The sequence below is a fragment of the Hymenobacter sp. AT01-02 genome (assembly GCF_000961955.2).
In the GTDB taxonomy this organism is placed as follows: domain Bacteria; phylum Bacteroidota; class Bacteroidia; order Cytophagales; family Hymenobacteraceae; genus Hymenobacter; species Hymenobacter mucosus.
On record NZ_JZIR02000015.1, the window covers coordinates 24,332 to 44,455 of the forward strand.

Here is a 20,124-nt window from a genome sequence, read left to right on the forward strand (position 1 = left end):
AGGGTAATGTATATAGAAGAGGCTTGCCTAATGTGGCAAGCCTCTTTTTTTATGACCCCATGACAATGCCGTAGTCAAGTGCCTTAGATAGGCTACTTAGCTATACCACTGGCGTATTGGTAGGGTTAAGGCCATCAAAGCGGCCACCGCCTGCTAGTTGAACTACGGTAGTACCAGTACTGGCAAAACCTCCGCCAGCCGCTTCCACTACTTCTACCAGCCGGTAGTTTAGCTCCTCTTTCACAGCTAAGTATTCATCATAGTTGGTCGTTTCTACGAAGTACTGCACAGTAATTTCCTTGGCAGCAGGGGTAAGAGCAGAAAATTGAATCTGTACTTCCTTTGTAACCAATGGATTATCCTCAATGGCGTGCTTACCCTTTTCTACAATTTGGTGCAGCTGCTGGCTGGAAGTAGCATGACTGAGGGCCAGGGTAAAGTTTACGCGCCGAGCAGTACGCAGGGAAAGGTTGTCCAACGGCTTGTCAATCATAGACTTATTGGGTACGGTTACGTAGCTTTTCTCAGCGGTGCGTAACCGAGTGCTACGAAACCCTACCTTCTCTACGGTACCCGTTACAGCTCCTACTTCTACCAAGTCGCCCACGGCAAAGGGCCGGTCGAGGAAGATGGTAAAGGAGGCAATCAGGTTCTCCAAGCTTTCCTTAGCAGCAAAGGCCACGGCCAAACCGCCAATGCCCAAGCCCCCAATCAGGGCCGTCACATTCACCCCAAACACCTTGCTGAGCAGTACTAGGAAAGCCATGGTCATTACCAGTACTTTCAATAAATCCTTAGCAAAGGGAATCAACTGGTCGTTTAGGCGGGATGTGTGCGTTTCGGCGCGGCGCCGAAACACCAGCACCATAAAATCTACCACCCGCAAGGCAATCCAGGCTACTCCCGTAATGATGGCTACTTGGTACAGCCGGAACAAGGCTACTTGTGGCCACGGCTCGTGCTTCGTGATTTCAGAACTGCGCACCGGGTAGTCTAGCACTTGGAATGCTAGGTAGATGGTCACGAAAAAGACTACAATGGATACGGCTGAATCAGGAGGGCCTGAAACTGCTCTTCACTAACGCCTTCGGCCCGCTTGCGAATGAAGCGAAATACCAGCTTGGAAAGCAGCCTAGAGAGCAGGGTCTTGAATAGGTAACCAAACAGCAGCAGAACGAGGCACGTTAGGTAGGCGCCTACATTATTACCAAGAAAACGGTAGTGCAGAATTTCCTGAAGGGACATGAAAAAGTACGCTTAGGCTTACAGGATAAAAGGTGGGATGACGCCCTGGCAGTCTGGCTGCCGGGCGTCATCCCAGGGTACGGCCTCAAATACTATACCTGCGATTATACAAGCTGCCGCAGCGCCATCTCAAACGACTTCTGCGCAATACCCGTGAGGGAGTCGCTTTGCTGGCGAGTACGGGCCAGGGCTGCTTGAATAACCCGAGAAGTGTCTTGAAAAATAGCCTGGTCAGTAATTTCGGCGTCGGCTTCCATTAAGTAGGCAAACACGCGGGCCATGCCGCAGTTGGCAATGAAGTCGGGAATGACGCTTACGTGGTCGTCGGCAAACTCGCCGGTAGGACCGAAAAAGATTTCCGGGTCTTGGAAGGGAACGTTGGCTCCGCAGCTTATAACTTCTAGCCCACCGGCTACCAGCTGCTCTACCTGCTGGCGCGATACTAGGCGCGAGGCTGCCGCGGGAATGAAAATTTCGGCGCCGCTACTCCAAATGCGTTGGTTTACTTCTTCAAACGGTAGCACGTCAGCGGCAGTCAGGGCGTTGCCCTCGCGCTGTAGAAACAGCGTCCGGATTTCCTCCAGCGAGAAGCCCTCTTCCCGAATGAGGCCGCCGGCCCGGTCGATGATACCCGTGATGCGGGCGCCCTGGCTGGCAAGGTAGTAAGCGGCGGCCGCTCCTACGTTGCCCCAACCCTGAATAATGGCGCGCTTACCTAATACGGAGCGAGTGCCCCACAACTCGTAGTAGTGACGTACTGCCTCGGCTACCCCATATCCCGTGATAAGGTCTGCAATGGTGTACTTGCGGCCGAGGCTCGGCGAGAAGGTAGCGTCTTCGAGCACCTTCACTACTCCTTGGCGTAGCTGGCCCAACTTCTGAATCTTCTGGGGCTCGGTGGCACGGTAGTGGCCGTTTACGATGCCTTCCTGCGGGTGCCACAGGCCGTACTCCTCCGTAATCGGAATTACGTCGTGAATCTCGTCCACGTTCAGGTCGCCGCCGGTACCGTAATAGTTCTTCAGCAGCGGAATGACAGCTCGGTACCACCGTTCTAACACGCCACGCTTGCGCGGGTCCTGCGGGTCGAAGTTGATGCCCGATTTGGCGCCTCCAATAGCCGGGCCCGAAACGGTGAACTTCACTTCCATGGTTTTAGCCAAGCTCTCTACTTCGCGCTTGTCAAGGCCTTTACGCATGCGAGTACCCCCGCCGGCCGCTCCGCCCCGCAGGGAGTTAATCACTACCCAGCCTCTGCCTCGGTTTCCGCATCTTTCCATTCAAATACAATTTCGGGGCGCTTAGTCTCAAAGGTAGCTAGTAGGTCTTTCATCAAGTAAAAAGTGGGGTGGGTGGAATACTACGCCCCAAAGGTAAGCACCCCGCCGGGCAAGCCCGGCGGTGTAGATATAGCATTGCAACAAGCGAAGGGAATCGGGTACAATTTTTTGGTTTTTGTAAATTTTTTTGAGACCTGGTACGTTGAAAGGAACTTACCAACTGCGGAATATCGTATTACGCATATTCCTGCATAACCACTCTTTTGCAACCACCGTTGTAGCCCTCCATATGAAACCATTGCTTGCACGCGTAGAATCCAAAAAGGTAGATAAGGCTGCCGCCATGCTTAAGGTACTGGCGCACCCAAAACGACTGGCTATTGTTGACTTGCTGGGCAAGGAGGAAAAGATGACCGTAACGGAAATCTACCGCTCCCTGGATTTGCCACAGGCCATTGCCTCGCAGCACCTGATTACCCTGAAAGACCGCGGCATTTTGTCGTCGTTTAAAGTCGGAACCAAAATCTACTACTCTCTTTCTATTCCCAAATTGCTCGACGTAATCGACTCGCTGGAGGATTGCTGCGACACTCTATAGAAAGTAGCCCCCTCGCCCTGTAGGGTATGCGGTGCGTTACCAGCTAGTATACTAACTAGCACGGCCCGCCTGATCTGCATCAGGCGGGCCGTGGTATGTAATGGCGGTTCATAGAACCGAGAGTAGCAGTGTACTATACAGCGTTGGGTTGGCGCTCTAGGTCAAAGAGGTCGGTAAGCACGTCGATGAGTTGATCAGCTTCACCCCGCTTGCAGGCGGCTTTTAGTTGAATGACCGGCTGCTTTAGAACCTTCTGCATCAACGACTTCGTGATTTCGTCGACGCGGCGGGCTTCCTCGGGGCTCATCTTCTTCTGGAAGCGGTCCATTTCTTCGAGGCGGAGTTGCTCCAGCACATTCTTAAGCTTCTGGATGGTCGGCGACACCATCATCTCCTTGGTCCAGTCTTGCAGCCCCATGAGGCTTTCCTCAATAATGGCCCGAACGTGAGGCACGGCAGCCAATCGGCGCTCCAAGGCAGCCGAGGCTTTGCTCTGAATGGCGTCGATGTTATAAACCAGTACGCCGGGTACGTTCTCCACCTCAGCGGCAATGCTACGCGGTACCGATAAGTCGATGAAAAACTTGTAGCTCAGCACGTCGAGGCGCTCTACCATGTTGGGCGTGAAGAACGGCTCGTGGTGAGCAATGCTGCTGATGATGACGTCGGCTTCTTTCAGCGCGGGCACCAAGTTTTCAAAGTCGATGACCTTGAGCCCGCACTCTGCTGCTAGCAAATCGGCCTTGCTGCGGGTACGGTTGCAGATGGTGACATCGGTGAACAGCTTGCTGTCGCCAAAGTGCCGGCAAACATCGGCCCCAATCTCTCCAAGGCCTACTACCAGTACCCGAGGGTTGTTGGTGTCGGCAGTGAGTTCTTCAACTAGCTCTAGCGCGGCGTAAGACGTCGAGGCTGCCCCGTCGCGGAAGGACGTTTCCTGCTGCACCCGCTTGTTGGTGAAGAACACGGTGTGCAAGAGGCGGTGCAAGAAAGGACCCGCCGCATCTTCATCGGCCGACCACTGGTAGGCCTGCTTCACCTGGTTGCTAATTTGCAGGTCGCCTACCACCTGGGCATCGAGGCCCATGGCTACCTCAAAGAGGTGGCGGACGGCGTCGAGGTGTTGGTCGAGAATATCAAAGTAGGGGTAGTACTCGCTTACGTCAGCTAAGCCTTTGAGCTGGCCGAGAGCAGCAATAATAGCTGGGCTCTGGTCGCGCTCTGCGGAGTAGTAGATTTCAGTACGGTTGCAAGTGCTGAGCACAAGCAGGTCGGTGAGGGCCAGCTCGTGGTGGAGTGTATGCAGGAAACGGCGACAAGCGGCCTCATCTAATGAAATCAACTCCCGAATTGCTAAGGGAGCTTTTTTAAAGGAGAGACTAACGGCCTTGAATGGATGGAGCATAGCTGGAGCTAGTGCGAAAATCAGGGGGCAAAAATACGCCACAAATCGATAGAGTAAAAACAGGTGAAGGCGCTTAGGGGTTCACGTAAAGTGAAAACAATGCTTCTAGCGCTCCGGTGGCCTTTTTATCTCTGCTGATACTGAAAAAAGTTGGTAATTAGATAAGAAAGCGCGTGGTGAGAAGCCCGCTAGCCAACATCAGGCCCCATACCTTCGTTGATACGGCCCGGTTCCCTTTCACTACTCGGAAAGGCAGACTAGCAGGTAGCCGACCTCACCAGCCGCCGCACGTGCCCTTTGTTTTTATCCGTTTTTTTGTTTGTCCGTGCTTCCGATATACGACCAGAAGTCCCGTATTAAGCTCGTCATTGTGGCCGGGGCCCTGCTAATTGCCGCGGCTACGGTTATTTATACCAATATCCTGGTGCAGCGCCTCTCCGAGCGGGAGCAGCAGCAAATTGACCTGTACGCCAAAACCCAGCGCTACATTATCAACACGGAGGAGGAGTCGGACAACTCCTTCCTGATGGATGAAATCATCAAGGCCAACACGACCATTCCGGTTATTTTCACCGACGCGGACGCCAACATCATCGACGCCAAGAACGTGAGCATACCCAAGGGGCTCTCGGAGCAGGCGGCCATTGCGTTTTTGCGCCGCGAAATAGCCGTTATGAAGCAGCAGCATCCGCCTATTGTGGTGGAAATAGGGGCGGGCCTGCGCAACTTCATTTACTACAAAGAATCGGCCTTGCTTACGCAGCTGCGCTACTATCCTCTGGTGCAGCTGGCCGTAATTGGGTGCTTGGCTATTATTGCCTACTTCACCTTTAGCTACTCACGCCGGGCCGAGCAAAACCGGGTATGGGTAGGGCTTGCTAAGGAAACAGCCCACCAATTAGGCACTCCGCTGAGCAGCTTGGTAGGGTGGCAAGCCTACCTGCGGGAATCGGAACGGTTTCGAGACGAGCCCATTGTGGAGGAACTGGGCAAGGACATCCGGCGGCTGGAAATTATTACGGAGCGCTTCTCTAACATCGGCTCGGTGCCCGTTCTTAAGGATGAGAACATCCTGCGCGTAACCCAAAACGCCATCAGCTACTTGCAGAGCCGGGTGTCGCGGAAGGTAACGTTTGAGGTGAAAACGGACCTGCCCACCGATACGCCCGCCCAAGTCAACATTCCGCTGTTCGATTGGGTAATTGAAAACATCTGCAAAAATGCCGTGGACGCCATGGATGGCCGGGGCAGCATTACCCTGCACCTGCGCCGCCCCATCCGCAATAAAAGCCAAATTGCCATCGACATCACCGATACCGGCAAGGGCATCCCAAAAAGTAAAATTGAGCGCGTCTTCCTACCCGGCTACACTACCAAGAAGCGTGGCTGGGGGCTGGGCTTGGCCTTGGCCAAGCGCATCATTGAGAACTACCACCGGGGCAAGCTCTTCGTGAAATGGAGCGAGGTAGGGCGGGGCACTACCTTCCGGGTGATTCTGAAGGGGTAGGCTGCTCTTTGGCCTTTACAACCTCGGCGGCTTGGCGAGCTTTCTTGGCTTCACGACGGTTGGTAATTTCCACATAGCTATTGCCCTTCACCGGTTGGCCGTTGTGAGTGCCCTCAACCCGGCACATCCCTTCCCAATAGTGCATTTTGATGCCCGCAAACAGCTTGAGCGTCAGTTCTTGGTCTGCTACGAGTGGCGTGATAGTAAGGTCGTAGCCCTGGCTAGGAACCCGCAGACGCCACTTGCTTGGGTACTGAAGCTTAGAATGCGGGCTGGTCCAGTAGGCCAGCGTTTCTAGCTGAAAATCATCCTGATTGAGGTGCTTATTCTGGGCCTGGTTGCTGTAATGCGAGCCGCCGCCAATGCTCTGGCCGGTAGCTTTGTTGTAGAGTTGGTAGGCCATAAGCTCCTCACGCGGCTCGTCTAGCTGAATGCTAAACCAGTCCCAACCCAGGTCTTTGGTGGTCACGCTATTGCAGTTCCACTGCCGGTCGTACCACAGCTCACCTTCCACCTGACGAGTTTTACCGCCGATTTCCAAGGTGCCATTGGCCGCCAAGCGCGGGTAGCTATAGTAGCCCGCTCTGGCGGTAGGGCCGTACTGCTCGTAGCCCGTGCCGCTGTGCAGGAGTACGGGCTTGGCGGGTGTGGTAGTGAGGTTGATGGCTTCTCCGGCGTGCAGGGCCATCCGGGCTTGCAAGTGGTAGCGCCCCTCCTGGCCCGTCAGGGTCCATTGCTCGGCCCGCTTCTGGGTGGTCAGGTTCAGGGGCAAGGTGGCCGGGAGCAAGTCGGGCAGTTGCTCTACCTTATAATCATAGCGGAACCGTTGGGCCTTAGGGTCTGTCAGGGCAAAGTTTACCATCTGCCAATCCTTCTTACCCGTGAGGTTGAAGTGAAAAAAGACGTACTCTACACCGAACGTTTCGCCGGTCTCCTTATCGCGCAAATGGCCGGTGAAATACCACCATTCCAAGGAGTTCTGTTTATGAACTGCTTCTTCCTGCGGTAGCTGGGCCCGGTCACTCACGACATCGTACTTGTTGGTGGGCTTCAGGGCACAACCAGCGGTTGTAAGTAATAGAATTAGAAAGGCAAGGATGCTGTGCTTCATACCCCAGAATAATACTTTTCAGGGGCGAAAGGTTTGCCAGCTTACTAGTTTAGCTTCTGCTTTTGCCGGAAAGGCCGCGTAATTCGGTTCCACAACCCGCGGGGTGAGTACCAGGGTGTCGCGTAGTGCCCGTCAATCAAGACTACCTCTCCCAGCATACGGGAGCCGCTAGCTAATACAATCCTCTGGGTGGCTGTGTCTTGCGGATTTACTTGCAGGTACTGGCTTTCGTAGCCCACAGAGTTGATGTAGAGTAGTACGGATTTGCTCTGGCGAAACGTGGCGGGCAACACCAACTCAAACGTGCCATCATCATTGGTGCTAACGCCCACGGTAGTCTCCGCTATTGTTACTATCACTCCCGGTAATGGAACACGACCTACCGCGTCTAGCACCACGCCCCGCACTACTGGCGCTGGTGGTACGCCAGGCCCAGTGGTAGGCTGGGTAGCAACCAAACCCATCGTAACAGGGTAGAGGTGCTCCGTTAGCACGGGCTGGGGCAACTGCGCCTGCACTACCGGGGTAGCTAGGGTACCTATGCCTAGGAACGCTACCAAAGCCAACCAGCGCTTACGTCCTGCGGCGCAGGGCTCCGGCAACGGGGCTGTCAGCGCACGGTTTAGCTGCGAGCTATGAAACCGCCCGCAACTAGCCCCCGCCGACCGGCCCAAGTAAGCCACTATCTCTGCATCCGACATGGAGGTGAAGTCGATTACCACTTTCGTGCAAGCCGCGCAGTGGCGGCCTTGGGCGGTGGGCGTCATAGCCTGCCAGTTCTCCTGGCAAGGCTGTGGTATAGAGAGGCTAGGGCGGCGCAGCATTAGAACAGCACGTTAGGTTTGCTGATCTGATGCCGCACCAAGCCAGATTCCATAATCTGGTGATAAGTATTTGCTGACAATAGGCCCGCAGAGGATATACTACTCGGCCGCAGTAGACGTACGGGTAGTGAGCCTAGGTGGCGGTGGCGGCGGAACGTCAGGCGTAAAGAGTGATCTGATGGCAGGTGAGAAGCATTCCCCGGGCTCTAATCTTGGGCTGCCGAGTACGGCGGCTCTGTTGCGCAGCCGCACAACTGCCGACTCAGAATCGGTGGCCATGAAGTAGCGAGGGGTATAGAAGGTAAAGTCCTCGTTTACTTTGGTAGGGGAGGTTGCGGCTACTAGTGCAGTGCCACGCAGGGCCACAGGTAACGGAAGCTGAAAAGTGCCATCTGGGGCCGTGCGGGTGTGCCGCGTGGTATCTTGCTCACTAATAACCAGGGCATGTACCACCGGCATGCCAGATTCCTTATCTACTACAGTGTCCTTCACCACAAAGAAGTTGCCTACAACTGGTGCTACGGTGCTAGTGACTGGAAGGGAAATGGTTGGCTCTACCTCGCACGATGATAAGGCCGCCACCACTGCCGCCAACCATGGAGCCCAGTTGGGCAGCGAATTAACGTGCTCCGAGCGAAATCTGCCGCAAGCCCCAGGGTGTTGCTACAAGTAGGCCACGGCTTCTGCCTCCGATAACTGCGTGAAATCAACCACCACTTTATTGTAGGCACCGCAGTGACGCCCGCCCGGAGCAGGGGGCATATCCTGCCAAGTAGCAAGGCAGGGTGTGGGAATGGTGATACAAACAGACATGGCTGAAAGATAAGGCGGTAGCACTACATGGTGCAGCCGCCCAGCATTATTCTGTATCTTTTGCCCCTCTTACCTTCTCTCAACCGACTTTGTCTACTCCGCTTCCCCCCTCGCGCTCTAGCGGCCTATTTCGCCGCAAAAGCCTCGATGACATCTTGCACAACCCGCCCGCCGATGCCGACGGCCATAGCCACGGTGGCGGACTGGAGCGCCATCTTACTGTGCGCGACCTCACGGCACTGGGTATTGCAGCGGTTATTGGGGCTGGCATTTTCAGCACCATCGGCAATGCCTCCCACGACGGTGGGCCGGCCGTATCCATGCTGTTCGTATTCACAGCCGTTGCCTGCGCCTTCTCGGCGTTGTGCTACGCTCAGTTTGCGGCTACCATTCCCGTGAGCGGCTCTGCCTACACCTACGCCTATGCTTCCTTCGGGGAACTGGCCGCCTGGATTATTGGCTGGGCACTGATTATGGAGTATGCCGTGGGCAACATTGTGGTGGCCATTTCCTGGTCCGATTACTTTACTGGGTTGCTGGAGGGCGTAGGCGTACACGTCCCTGTATGGCTTAGCATGGGCATGCAGAGCGCGCACAAGCACTACAATGAAGTGCTGGAACTGATGCAGGCTGGTAAGCCGCTGGCCGAAGCATCGGCGGCTCAGCTAGAAGGGTATAATGCGTGGAATACGGCGCCGGTGCTGCCCGGCGGCTTACGACTGGTAATTGACTTGCCGGCCGGCCTGATTACCCTGGCAATTACGGCTTTGGTGTACGTAGGTATTAAGGAATCGAAAAACGCTTCCAACCTGCTGGTAGCCCTGAAGCTGGTAGTAGTAGCGGTGGTAATTCTAGTAGGTGCCTTCTATGTGGAGCCCGCCAACTGGAGCCCCTTTGCGCCAAACGGCATTGGTGGCGTACTCAAAGGGGTATCGGCGGTGTTCTTCGCCTACATCGGTTTCGATGCTATTTCGACCACGGCCGAAGAATGCAAAAACCCCCAGCGCGACCTGCCCCGGGCTATGATTTATGCCCTTATCATCTGCACTATTCTCTACGTGATTATCACCTTGATACTCACCGGCATGGTAAACTATAAAGAGCTTGCCGTGGGCGACCCACTCGCGTACGTTTTCAATAAAGTAGGCGTAAAGTGGCTGGGCGGTGTAGTAGCCGTGTCGGCGGTGCTGGCTATGGCGTCGGTATTGCTAGTATTCCAGATTGGCCAGCCCCGCATCTGGATGACCATGAGCCGCGACGGGTTGCTGCCTCCCGTTTTCTCCAACGTGCACCCCAAGTTCCACACGCCCTCATTTAGCACTATCGTCACGGGTTTCTTTGTGGGAGTGCCGGCCATGCTGCTGAATATGGACCTCGTCATCGACCTGACCAGCATTGGTACTTTGTTTGCCTTTGCGCTGGTGTGCGGCGGCATTCTCATCATTGACCCTCACGGCCAGAGCGATGCGCGTTTTAAGGTGCCTTACATCAATGGGCAGTTTCTGGTGCCCCTGGTTTTGGCGCTCGGGGCCGCGCTCTTGCTGCTATATAACCAGGCAGGTATTCAGGAATTTCAGACGGCCCTGAGTAGCGGGTACGAAGAAGGCCGCCACTATATACCTATGCTGGTGTTCTTTGTGTTCTGCCTGGTTTTGGCTTGGCTCTCGTTCCGCAAGCGCCTCTCGTTGCTGCCGGTGTTGGGCCTACTTACCAACCTGTACCTGATGACTCAACTGGGCATCAACAACTGGCTGTTGTTCTTCGGCTGGCTGGTTATCGGGCTGGCCTTGTACTTCAACTACGGCTTTAAGCACAGCAAACTGGGGCTGAAAAAAGTAACAACGAGCCGCTAGCTGACCCTGCGCCCAGTACTTTCACAAACCCGTTGGCCCCGGCGGCCGGCGGGTTTGTGTTATTTACTCCTTACCCAACAGCCCTGCCTAGCTGCGGCCCCGCCCTGTATGTCTGCTGATTCTACCACGTCTTCGCTAGCAGCGCGCCTGGAAGCTTCGCGTCGGGAACTGCTTGACCTGGGTATGCGCAACCCCATGCTCAACTTTCGCCACTCAGCGGCGCATGGGGTGGCCGTGGTAGAGGAAGAGGCCGCGGCGGTATATGAGGTGCTGGTACGCCAAGGCAAAGCCATGTATTTCCAAGCGGCACCAGCGCCCCAAATAGGCAGAGAGGAAAGGGTAGATGTGCATGCATGTAGTGGCGAGAAAGTTGAGCAGCCTGATTCTGCATCTGCCGACTACAAGACAATAGAGACACCTGCTGAGCTACCAACGACGGCCCGACGCCTACCCGCAACCACCGACAACAAGCTGCAAACAGCCGAGCCCCCGGCCCGGCTGGAAAGGCGTCTGCTCAATACCTACTATGCTGCCCGCACCAGCCTGGAAGAACGGGGTGTAAATAGTCTGTATCTGGCCTTGGGCATGCTGACTTGGTACGAGGCCGCCAATAGCGGGGAGGCACGCCAGGCCCCGCTTGTGCTTGTGCCCGTGCTAGTGGAACGGGGCACCGCAGCCGAGCGGTTTAAGCTGCGGTATACGGGGGCAGAGGTAGAAGGCAACCTTTCTCTGGAAGCCAAGCTACAGGCCAGCTTTAGACTGAGCTTGCCGGAGTGGGACGAAGAAGCTGGGGTGGCGGCCTACCTTGCCGCCGTGGGGAAAGCCGTACGGGAAATGCCGCGCTGGCAAGTAGCGCCCTCCCAGATTGCGCTGGGCTTTTTCTCCTTCGGCACGTTCATGCTCTACCGCGACTTAGACCCCACCACCTGGCCTGCGGAGGCATCGTTGCTTCAGCATCCGTCCATTCAGGCCCTACTCGGGGTGGATACAGGCTTCCAGGATGCCCCACTCAGCCTAGATGATACGGCCTTCCTCGACCACGAAAGCGCCGCCCACGGCCTGCACCAAGTACTGGACGCCGACAGCTCGCAACTACTGGCTCTGCTGGCTGTGCAAGAAGGCCGCAACGTAGTGGTGCAAGGCCCGCCCGGCACCGGCAAGTCGCAGACTATTACTAACCTGCTAGCGGAAGCCATTGGCGCCGGTAAGAAAGTACTATTCGTGGCCGAAAAAATGGCGGCCCTGGAAGTAGTAAAGCGTCGCCTCGATAGCCTAGGCCTTGGAGCGGCTTGCTTGGAGCTGCACAGCCACAAGGCCAATAAAAAGGTAGTGCACGATGAGTTGCAAGCCACGCTCAGCCTGGGCCGGCCCGCTGCGGCTACGCTGGTAGCCGACCAAGTAGCCCAGTTGCCCCACTACCGCGCCCTCCTGAACAACTACGCTCTGGCCGTAAACGCTCCGCTGGGCCATAGTCAGCGCACTGCTCAGCAAGTAGCCGGAGAGCTACTGCACCTGCGCGAGCAAGTGGGCACTCTGGAGCTACCCCGGATTGCTTTTCTTACTCTGTCTACCTGGACTGATGCCGATGCCGCCCGTGCCGAGGCCCTAGGTGCCCGCCTACAGGCTGTGCTTCAAAAAATGGGAGTACCGCAACAACTGCTGTTTTGGGGAAGTGAACTGACCGTGCTGCTACCAGCCGACCAGGCCACGTTGGCACAGCAGCTCAGTGCCGCGCAGGTGGCCGTTACCCGTCTGGAGGAAACTGCCCGAGCATTGGCGCAGCACCTTGGCTTGCCCACCCCAGAGGAGCGTACTGCTGCCGAACAGCTCCTACCTGCCGCCCGCCACGCCCAGCTTGCACCCGCCATGCCAGCGGGAGTGGCCGTAGCGGATGTGGCCTGGTACCAGCAAGCTACTGCACTTCGAGAAATTATAGGAGCGGGGCTAGCCTACAACGCGCTACGTAAGCAGCATGAAGACACACTGCTGCCCGAAGCTTGGGAGCAGCAGTTACTTGCGGAGCGGGCCATCCTGCTCTCCACGGGCGATAAATGGTGGCGCCTGCTCAGCGGCGACTACCGCCGTGCCCGTAAGCACTTGCAAAGCTTCTGGCGCGGCCCACTGCCCGATGCAGCAGCAGCTGTAGTAGAGGTCATTGATGCTATTCATGAAGCAACTCGCCACGCCAACACCTTGGCGAAAGCTAGCGGCTTGGGGCAGCACTTATTCGGGCCGGGCTGGCAGGGTACGCGCTCCAACTGGCCCGTACTGCTCAAAGTACAGGAATACTTAACCCTGACGCAGCAACGAATAGCCCGGGATGAGTTGCCCACCGCATTATTTGGCTACCTACAGCAAGATGCTCACCCCCGCGAGGTAGCCGAATTGTTGGCTGCGCTGGAAACTGCCCTAGCCAATCAACGCAATCAGGTGCAGGCAGTAGCCGATAGCCTACACCTAAACGAAGCACGACGCTTCGGACCGGATGGCCGCTTGCAGTTTCAGCTCTTCAACCGTCAGCAAGCAACTCTGCAAGCCTGGGCGGCTGACCTACCCGCGTTGCGCAACCTAGTGGAATGGAACAACGTGGCAGCTAGTGTTCAGGCAGAAGGTATGCCGGAGCTGACTGCCCTGGCCGAGCGCTGGGAGCCTGCTGCCCACTATTTGGTAGCGGTCATACGCCAGACTTGGCTGGAGCAGCTGCACAAGCTGGCCTACGCGCAACCCCCGTTGCGTCAGTTTGAGCGAGCCAGCCACGAAGAAACGGCCTCACGCTTCCGCCAAGCCGACCACGACGCGCTCTACCATCACCGGGTACGGGCCATGCGCCAGCATTACGAGCAGCTTCCTCATCCGCAGGCTGGTGGGCAAATGCTGCTGCTGCGCAACGAATTCGCCAAGAAGGCGCGTCACCTACCATTACGGAAGCTTATGCAGCAGGCCGGGCGGGCAGTGCAGGCCATTAAGCCCATCTTCATGATGTCGCCGCTATCAGTAGCCAGCTTTCTGCCGCCGGGTGCCCTGGAGTTTGACCTGGTGGTGTTCGACGAAGCCAGCCAAGTGAAGCCTGTAGACGCGCTGGGTGCTATTGCCCGCGGCAAGCAACTCGTGGTAGTCGGCGACTCCAAGCAATTGCCGCCCACGTCTTTCTTCAACTCTTTGACGAACAGCGGAGAAGATGCCGATGAAGAAAATGTAACGGCCGATGTGCAAAGCATTCTGGAGCTGTGCAAAGCCCGCCAGATGCCCGAACGCATGTTGCGCTGGCACTACCGCAGCCTACACCAAAGCCTGATTGCGGCTTCTAACCATCTGTTTTACGACAACAAGCTGGTTATCTTCCCCAGCCCTGGTAGCCAGGAGCAGCTTGGGTTAGTATATCATCATTTGTCTGCTGCGTATTACGAGCGCGGCACTACGCGCACGAATCCCCTGGAGGCCCAGGCAGTGGCCGAGGCCGTGCTCCAGCACGCCCGCACCACGCCTCACTCCACGCTAGGAGTAGTGGCCTTCAGCATGGCCCAGCGCCAAGCCATTCAGGATGCGCTAGAAAAATTGCGGCGCCAGCATCCCGAAACGGAGGAGTTCTTCCGCCGCCACCCGTACGAACCGTTCTTCGTCAAGAACCTCGAAAACGTGCAAGGAGATGAACGCGACGTAATTTTCATCAGTGTGGGCTATGGCCGCACCCAAGAGGGCTCCCTGGCTATGAGCTTCGGACCCCTGAATGGGGAAGGAGGTGAGCGGCGTCTGAATGTGCTCATCACCCGGGCCAAACAGCGCTGCGAAGTTTTCACAAACCTCACGGCCGACGACCTCGACCTAAGCCGCACGAGCGCCAAAGGAGTAGCAGCCCTCAAGTTCTTCCTTGGTTTTGCTCAGCACGGCCGTCTTAATCTGCACGAAGAAGCGGGGCCCGCTACCGATTCGCCCTTTGAAGCGGCTGTGTACCGCGCCCTCACGGCCCGCGGCTACCACGTGCACTCACGGGTAGGCAGTCAGGGTTTCTACCTCGACTTAGCCATCGTGGACCCCGACCAGCCGGAACGCTACGTGCTAGGCATTGAGTGCGATGGAACCATGTACCACCGCGCCCGCTCCGCCCGCGACCGGGACCGGCTGCGCCAGCAAGTACTGGAAGCTATGGGGTGGCGCCTACACCGCATTTGGAGCACCGGCTGGCTACGTGACCCCCAGCGCGAGATGGATCGGGTAGTGCAGGCCATTGACCAAGCGCGCCGCCATGCAACCCAAGCTACGTCGGCTGAGCGAGAAGAGGCGCCCCCGGCAGTGATGCCGAACGGTATTGCACGGGAGGCTGCGCCTATTACCCCCGCTGCCTTAACCGAATCCTACCACGTAGCGCAACTACCTGCTGCTGTCGGTCATCGGGAACTGCATCAACACAGCTTGGGCCAGTTGGCCAATTGGCTGTCCTCGGTTGTGCGCATTGAAAGCCCAATACATATAGAAGAAGCTACGCGCCGCTTGGCTAATGCCAGTGGCGCAAGCCAGGTAGGGGCGCGCATACGAAAAGCGGTGCGGGATGCGGCCCTACTCGCCCAGAACCTGCGCCACTTGCGTCGCCAAGGCGACTTTCTCTGGGAAAATACCATGCGACGGCCTCCTCTCCGTAGTCGAACTGGCCTGCCCACCATTTCGCGCAAGCTGGCCTTTGTAGCACCCGAAGAGCTTACACTTGCTCTCCGTACTGTAGTGGCTCATAGCTTTGCGCTGCCTACTGATGCCGCCCTGCTGGCTGCGGTACGCCTGCTTGGGTTCAACCGCCTAAGCGAGGAAATGCGCCAGCAGTTGGAGCCGGTGTTACGGGAGTTGCTAGCCGCAGGGAAGGTAGAGGAAGCGCATGGTGTGTTGAGGCTACCCCTTAGCAGCACATAACCATCTGCTGCCAGCCTCTATGATGCACATCTTGCATCTTATGCGGCGCCTTAACTCAGGCGGTAGCAGAAGGCTGGGGCTTACTTCGCCCGGTGGATAATGGCCACGCTCACGAGGATAATTGCCATGCCCAGCAAGTGCCAAAGGTTGAACTGCTCGCCATCTAGTAAGCCCCAGCCAAGGGCCATAATGGGCACTAGGTATGTGTTAGAAGAGGCAAATAGCGCCGTGGAGCTTTGGATAAGCTTATTGAAAAGCACCATTGCTACGGCCGTGCTCATGGTAGCTAAGAGGGCAATATAGCCGAAGGCCGTCCAGGCCCCAGGTACCGTGGCTAGCTTGTGTAGAAACTGAGTGCCGAGCAGCAGGTAAGCCAACGCCGGTCCGCCAATAAAAAGCAGCAACAGGCCCGTAACGGCTACCGACGGAATGCCGTGCAGGTGGTGCTTAATGACGTTTACACTCACGCCATAGCCCATCGTTGCCAGCACTATGTAGAGGCCGTACCAAGCATTGCTTTCCCCCGAGGGGGTAGCATCGCCGCCGCTACCGCCCAGCAGCATGAGCACTACCGTACCCACCAGCCCTAGGCCAATGCCCAGTACCCGCAAGCCCGTGAGCTTCTGACCAAACAGGGCGGCTCCTACCACCAAGGTAAATACGGCCGTCAGTGCGTTCAGCACCCCCGCCAGGCCCGATGCCAGGCGGGTTTCGGCGTAGGCGAACAGGAAGGCCGGGACCAGCGTGCCCACGACACCGCTCAGTACCAGCCACTTGAAACGGCTGCGCTCTACCTTGCCGATGTGCTTCAGGGCAAACGGTAGCAGCAGCAGCGCCGCCACGCTTACCCGCGTTGCTCCCAACTCTAGCGCCGAAAACACCACTAACCCTTTCTTCATCAAGATGAACGACGTGCCCCAGATGGTAGCCAATACAATCAGCAGCACCCAGGCCGAGGTGGGAGTGCGGTGGGGTGGGGGTGGCGCTACGGCTGGCTGACGAGGGGCAGTAGTAACAGCCGGGGCGGGGGCAGTGGACATAAAGGTGAGCGGGTGGTGCGACGGAGAATACTAAAAAGGTACGTCCTGCACGGGTAGTCGAAGGATGCTGTTGAGCGGGTAACGCAACAACATCCTTCGACTACCCGTGCAGGACGGCTAGCCGGAGAACTAGGCTACCAATACTGGCTCGGCGGCAATTATTTCGTCCATAATGGCGTGAATTTCCGCCGGGTCGTTGCTGTCCACGAGGCGAGTGCGCCACTGGCGGGCACCTTCTAAGCCGCGGAAGTACTGGGCATAGTGGCGGCGCATCTCGAAAATGCCCGCACGTGGGCCTTTCCACTCCAAGCTCTTCTCAAAATGAAAGCGGCAGGCTTGCACCCGCTCCTCTACCGTGGGCGGGGCTAGCAGCTCGCCAGTGGCCGCGTAATGCTTTACTTCCCGGAAAATCCAGGGGTAGCCAATCGCCGCGCGGCCAATCATCACACCATCTACCCCGTAGCGGTTTTTATACTCCACTGCCTTCTGAGGCGAGTCGATGTCGCCATTGCCGAAGATGGGAATCTTAATGCGCGGGTTATTCTTAATAGCCGCAATTAGGCGCCAATCGGCCTCGCCCTTGTACATCTGCACGCGAGTACGGCCATGAACGGTGAGGGCCTCAATGCCAATGTCTTGAAGGCGCTCGGCTACTTCCTCCACGTTCTTGGTGGTGTCATCCCAGCCCAGGCGGGTCTTTACCGTCACGGGCAGGTGGGTAGCTTTCACCACGGCGGCGGTCATTTGCACCATCTTAGGAATATCGCGCAGCAGTGCTGCGCCGGCTCCCCGGCAGGCTACCTGCTTTACGGGGCAGCCGTAGTTGATGTCGATTAGGTCGGGACCAGCTTCGGTGCTGATGCGGGCGCACTCGCCCATGGTTTCCACATCGGAGCCGAAAAGCTGAATACCAATGGGGCGCTCGTAGTCGAATACATCAAGCTTCTGTCGGCTTTTGGCGGCCGCCCGAATGAGGCCTTCCGAAGAAATAAACTCGGTATACATTAAGTCGGCCCCGCCTTGCTTGCAGACCGCCCGGAACGGCGGGTCCGATACGTCCTCCATGGGCGCGAGTAGCAAGGGGAAATCAGGCAGGGAAATGTTACGAATGTGTACCACGGCAGGCTATTCTAGTATTTTGCGCAAATTTACGACTTAGTGCTTAGTCGGTAGTGCTTGGTGCTTAGCACCTGGGCCTTGAGCCCGTAAAAACAGCACCTGAGCACCACGTATCACGCTCTAAGCACCAACTTCCTATGAAAGGTTTCGTTTCTAGCCGGTTGCATCCACTTCTTACCTTGCTTCTGCTCGTGGGGCTGGTGTTTGCTGGCTGGTGCGTGGGCCTGTTGCTGACGTTCGCCGTCTGTCAGTTCGCGTATGGGATTAATATGCTGGAGGTGCAGCGCATCATGACCCAGCCCGCTACTTCACCCTACGGCTGGGCCATTATAATGCTGGTGCAAGGAGCTACGGCTTACTTAGGCTTTGTGGGAGGAGGCTTGCTGCTGCCCACACTTCAGGGGGCATCTTTATCAAGCTACTTTTTCCCGCGCCGACGCATTCCAGTAGGCTGGCTGCTGGGGGCCATGGTGCTGGTGCTGGCTTCCCTTCCCCTCATGACGGCCATTATGGAGTGGAACACCAACTTGCACCTGCCAAGCTTTCTGACGGAATGGGAAACCGAAGCGCGTGCCACCGAAGCCCGCTTACAGGAACTCACTCGATTCCTCACGCGCTTCACTACCACGGGCCGCTTTATTATAGCGCTGGTAGTTATTGCGGCGGGTGCAGCCATTGGCGAAGAACTCATATTCCGAGGCGTAGTGCAACGGCAACTTACCCGCTTGTCTGGCTCGCCAGAAGCCGCTATTTGGCTAACGGCATTGCTGTTCAGCGCTATTCACTTCCAAGTACTTGGGTTTTTCCCGCGCTTTATTCTGGGCCTCGTGTTTGGCTACCTCTACTTGTGGAGCGGTAACATTCTGGTGCCCATGGCCGCGCACTTCACTCAAAACGCCTTCCAGCTAGTGCTGCTCTACAACCAACAACGCCAGTGGACCAGCACCGATTTCGACCCCGACTCGACGGAAAGCATGGCGTGGTATTGGGTAGTAGCATCGTTGGTACTCTGTGCGAGCCTGCTTTGGTCGTTGCGCCGCCGCATGCTAGCGTATCCTATTGCCGAGGAGCCTACCGAAATGCACACGCTAAGTAGCGGGGGCGTAGCGACAGCCACTGCTCACGCTGCTTCGGGCGGGCGCACCCTCAATCATCACGGCGTGGACGCCACCAAATTGTAGTTTTACGCCCCGTCATGTAGGAGCGCCGCCTGCTTTCGGTGCTTGCTAGTGTTGCTTGGTATTTATTTCTCCCATTTCCCGTGTCTACTTCTCCCGCCCCCATCCCCTCCCCACCCGCCGAACCTCCCACGGGCAAGCCGCCCATGTCAAACTTAGCTCAGCGCATAATTTTTGGCCTGATTGGGGCTGCCCTGCTCCTAGGCAGTGTGTGGTATAGCGCCTGGACGTTCGCCCTATTTTTTGCCGTGGTGCAGATGCGCATGCTGTGGGAGTTCTACCGCATGATGCGCGAGGTAGGCTATAAACCCGGGGCTATCCTGGGCGGCAGCATCAGCTTGCTGATTTTTGTGGGTGTGTACGCCTTAAGCCAGGCGCTAGGAGTTGATACGGATACTTCTGGTTTTCATACCCTTGTTCTGGTAGGTGATTTACGCGTTGCTGGGCAAGCGTTGCTGGGTGTTATCCTGCTGCTGCCTATCATTCTCATTCTGCGGGAAATGGCCGCGTGGCCGCGTGAGAATCAACAGCTAGCCCCTTTTGCCAACGTTGGGGTAGCACTACTGGGACTGCTCTACGTGAGTTTGCCAATGAGCCTGTTCAATGTAGTAGCTTTCGGTAACCAAGGCTACGACTACCGTCGGGTTTTTGCCCTGCTGCTACTGGTATGGTCTTCAGATATTGGAGCATACGCGGCCGGCAAAACTTTCGGTAAGCACAAGCTAGCTCCCAAAATTTCGCCCGGTAAAACCTGGGAGGGAGCCATCGGCGGGTTCTTGCTCACACTGGCAATGGGTTGGGCACTGGGCTACTTGCTGCCCGAGCTTTCACTGGCATTCCGCTTGGTAGTGGCGGGGGTAGTAGCCATCTTCGGCCCGCTCGGCGACTTAGCTGAATCCATGCTCAAGCGTAGTATAGGCGTGAAAGACTCCGGCCGCATCATGCCTGGGCACGGCGGGCTGCTCGATAGATTCGATGCCTTCCTTTTTATCTTACCAGTGCTGGCCCTGCTCCAGCTAATCTGGGGATAGTCGGGTATAACAAAAATATAAAAAGCCAGTGCCCCCACGCGCTGGCTTTTTACGTTCAACAGCACGGTGGCCGTGTGCTACGGCTGGAGTAGTAGGATGCGGTAATATGCTAAGTGAACCGCAAGCCCCCAACTCCACGTAAACCTGCTACCTTTGCCCACCCAAATTTTTCCGCGCGCGACCATTGCTCCCACCGCTACTGGACGCCGTTATATTATTCA

General features: G+C 56.8%; 15 protein-coding genes and 1 pseudogene. 6 read left to right on the forward strand and 10 right to left on the reverse strand.

Going from position 1 to position 20,124, the window contains the following annotated elements; genetic code table 11:
• Positions 1-100: 100 nt before the first annotated feature.
• The 3 genes and pseudogenes from VI25_RS06440 to VI25_RS06450 all read right to left on the reverse strand — a co-directional run bounded on the left by VI25_RS06440 (position 101) and on the right by VI25_RS06450 (position 2,578).
• Positions 101-1,024: a mechanosensitive ion channel family protein gene (locus tag VI25_RS06440; protein ID WP_052694901.1), complete on the reverse strand. Its 924-nt coding sequence runs from the start codon at positions 1,022-1,024 to the stop codon at positions 101-103.
• A gap of 8 nt (positions 1,025-1,032) precedes the next feature.
• Positions 1,033-1,245 (reverse strand): hypothetical protein, encoded by a 213-nt coding sequence (locus VI25_RS06445; RefSeq protein ID WP_045687021.1) that lies wholly within the window; start codon positions 1,243-1,245, stop codon positions 1,033-1,035.
• A 104-nt stretch (positions 1,246-1,349) separates the two neighbouring features.
• A pseudogene (locus tag VI25_RS06450) lies at positions 1,350-2,578 on the reverse strand (Glu/Leu/Phe/Val dehydrogenase dimerization domain-containing protein).
• 236 nt (positions 2,579-2,814) lie between these two features.
• Here VI25_RS06450 and VI25_RS06455 point away from each other — a divergent pair.
• A complete protein-coding gene (locus VI25_RS06455) occupies positions 2,815-3,123 on the forward strand; it encodes an ArsR/SmtB family transcription factor (RefSeq protein ID WP_045687022.1) in 309 nt (102 codons plus the stop codon).
• A gap of 133 nt (positions 3,124-3,256) precedes the next feature.
• On the opposite strand, the gene hemA is transcribed toward VI25_RS06455, so the two are convergent.
• The gene (hemA, locus tag VI25_RS06460) at positions 3,257-4,528 is read right to left on the reverse strand and encodes a glutamyl-tRNA reductase (RefSeq protein ID WP_045687023.1); all 1,272 of its coding nucleotides are present in this window, start codon (positions 4,526-4,528) and stop codon (positions 3,257-3,259) included.
• A gap of 325 nt (positions 4,529-4,853) precedes the next feature.
• On the opposite strand from hemA, the gene VI25_RS06465 reads away from it, so the two are divergent.
• Positions 4,854-6,035 (forward strand): ATP-binding protein, encoded by a 1,182-nt coding sequence (locus VI25_RS06465; RefSeq protein ID WP_055562377.1) that lies wholly within the window; start codon positions 4,854-4,856, stop codon positions 6,033-6,035.
• On the opposite strand, the gene VI25_RS06470 is transcribed toward VI25_RS06465, so the two are convergent.
• From VI25_RS06470 to VI25_RS25045, 4 genes are all read right to left on the reverse strand, one after another.
• Positions 6,007-7,146, reverse strand: coding sequence for a lipocalin family protein (locus VI25_RS06470; RefSeq protein WP_045687024.1), 1,140 nt, complete (start codon positions 7,144-7,146; stop codon positions 6,007-6,009). The two genes, VI25_RS06465 and VI25_RS06470, sit on opposite strands and share 29 nt — an antisense overlap.
• Positions 7,147-7,190: 44 nt before the next feature.
• Positions 7,191-7,970 carry a carboxypeptidase-like regulatory domain-containing protein gene (locus VI25_RS06475; protein ID WP_082455424.1) on the reverse strand — a complete coding sequence of 260 codons (780 nt, stop codon included), beginning with the start codon at positions 7,968-7,970 and terminating at the stop codon, positions 7,191-7,193.
• A 99-nt stretch (positions 7,971-8,069) separates the two neighbouring features.
• A complete protein-coding gene (locus tag VI25_RS06480; RefSeq protein WP_161806883.1) occupies positions 8,070-8,462 on the reverse strand; it encodes a carboxypeptidase-like regulatory domain-containing protein in 393 nt (130 codons plus the stop codon).
• A gap of 171 nt (positions 8,463-8,633) precedes the next feature.
• A complete protein-coding gene (locus VI25_RS25045) occupies positions 8,634-8,783 on the reverse strand; it encodes a hypothetical protein (RefSeq protein ID WP_161806884.1) in 150 nt (49 codons plus the stop codon).
• An 89-nt stretch (positions 8,784-8,872) separates the two neighbouring features.
• On the opposite strand from VI25_RS25045, the gene VI25_RS06485 reads away from it, so the two are divergent.
• Both VI25_RS06485 and VI25_RS06490 read left to right on the forward strand, forming a co-directional pair.
• Positions 8,873-10,636, forward strand: a complete 1,764-nt coding sequence (locus VI25_RS06485) for an amino acid permease (protein ID WP_045687027.1) — start codon at positions 8,873-8,875, stop codon at positions 10,634-10,636.
• 108 nt (positions 10,637-10,744) lie between these two features.
• The gene (locus VI25_RS06490; RefSeq protein ID WP_045687028.1) at positions 10,745-15,535 is read left to right on the forward strand and encodes a DUF3320 domain-containing protein; all 4,791 of its coding nucleotides are present in this window, start codon (positions 10,745-10,747) and stop codon (positions 15,533-15,535) included.
• A gap of 80 nt (positions 15,536-15,615) precedes the next feature.
• On the opposite strand, the gene VI25_RS06495 is transcribed toward VI25_RS06490, so the two are convergent.
• Entirely contained in the window at positions 15,616-16,575 is a 960-nt protein-coding gene (locus VI25_RS06495) for a DMT family transporter (protein WP_055562360.1), read from the reverse strand.
• A gap of 129 nt (positions 16,576-16,704) precedes the next feature.
• Positions 16,705-17,694 carry a tRNA dihydrouridine synthase DusB gene (gene dusB / locus VI25_RS06500; RefSeq protein WP_045688649.1) on the reverse strand — a complete coding sequence of 330 codons (990 nt, stop codon included), beginning with the start codon at positions 17,692-17,694 and terminating at the stop codon, positions 16,705-16,707.
• Between the two features lie 137 nt (positions 17,695-17,831).
• Here dusB and VI25_RS06505 point away from each other — a divergent pair, with 137 nt between their 5' ends.
• Positions 17,832-18,875, forward strand: coding sequence for a CPBP family intramembrane glutamic endopeptidase (locus tag VI25_RS06505; protein ID WP_055562361.1), 1,044 nt, complete (start codon positions 17,832-17,834; stop codon positions 18,873-18,875).
• 80 nt (positions 18,876-18,955) lie between these two features.
• The gene (locus tag VI25_RS06510; RefSeq protein WP_055562362.1) at positions 18,956-19,903 is read left to right on the forward strand and encodes a phosphatidate cytidylyltransferase; all 948 of its coding nucleotides are present in this window, start codon (positions 18,956-18,958) and stop codon (positions 19,901-19,903) included.
• Positions 19,904-20,124 lie beyond the last annotated feature (221 nt).

What these genes read in the sequence shown, in the direction of transcription:
- VI25_RS06445 (WP_045687021.1), bottom strand. Translation starts at nt 1,245, where the DNA reads ATGTCCCTTCAGGAAATTCTGCACTACCGTTTTCTTGGTAATAATGTA.
- VI25_RS06455 (WP_045687022.1), top strand. Translation starts at nt 2,815, where the DNA reads ATGAAACCATTGCTTGCACGCGTAGAATCCAAAAAGGTAGATAAGGCT.
- hemA (WP_045687023.1), bottom strand. Translation starts at nt 4,528, where the DNA reads ATGCTCCATCCATTCAAGGCCGTTAGTCTCTCCTTTAAAAAAGCTCCC.
- VI25_RS06470 (WP_045687024.1), bottom strand. Translation starts at nt 7,146, where the DNA reads ATGAAGCACAGCATCCTTGCCTTTCTAATTCTATTACTTACAACCGCT.
- VI25_RS06475 (WP_082455424.1), bottom strand. Translation starts at nt 7,970, where the DNA reads ATGCTGCGCCGCCCTAGCCTCTCTATACCACAGCCTTGCCAGGAGAAC.
- VI25_RS25045 (WP_161806884.1), bottom strand. Translation starts at nt 8,783, where the DNA reads ATGTCTGTTTGTATCACCATTCCCACACCCTGCCTTGCTACTTGGCAG.
- VI25_RS06490 (WP_045687028.1), top strand. Translation starts at nt 10,745, where the DNA reads ATGTCTGCTGATTCTACCACGTCTTCGCTAGCAGCGCGCCTGGAAGCT.
- VI25_RS06495 (WP_055562360.1), bottom strand. Translation starts at nt 16,575, where the DNA reads ATGTCCACTGCCCCCGCCCCGGCTGTTACTACTGCCCCTCGTCAGCCA.
- VI25_RS06505 (WP_055562361.1), top strand. Translation starts at nt 17,832, where the DNA reads ATGAAAGGTTTCGTTTCTAGCCGGTTGCATCCACTTCTTACCTTGCTT.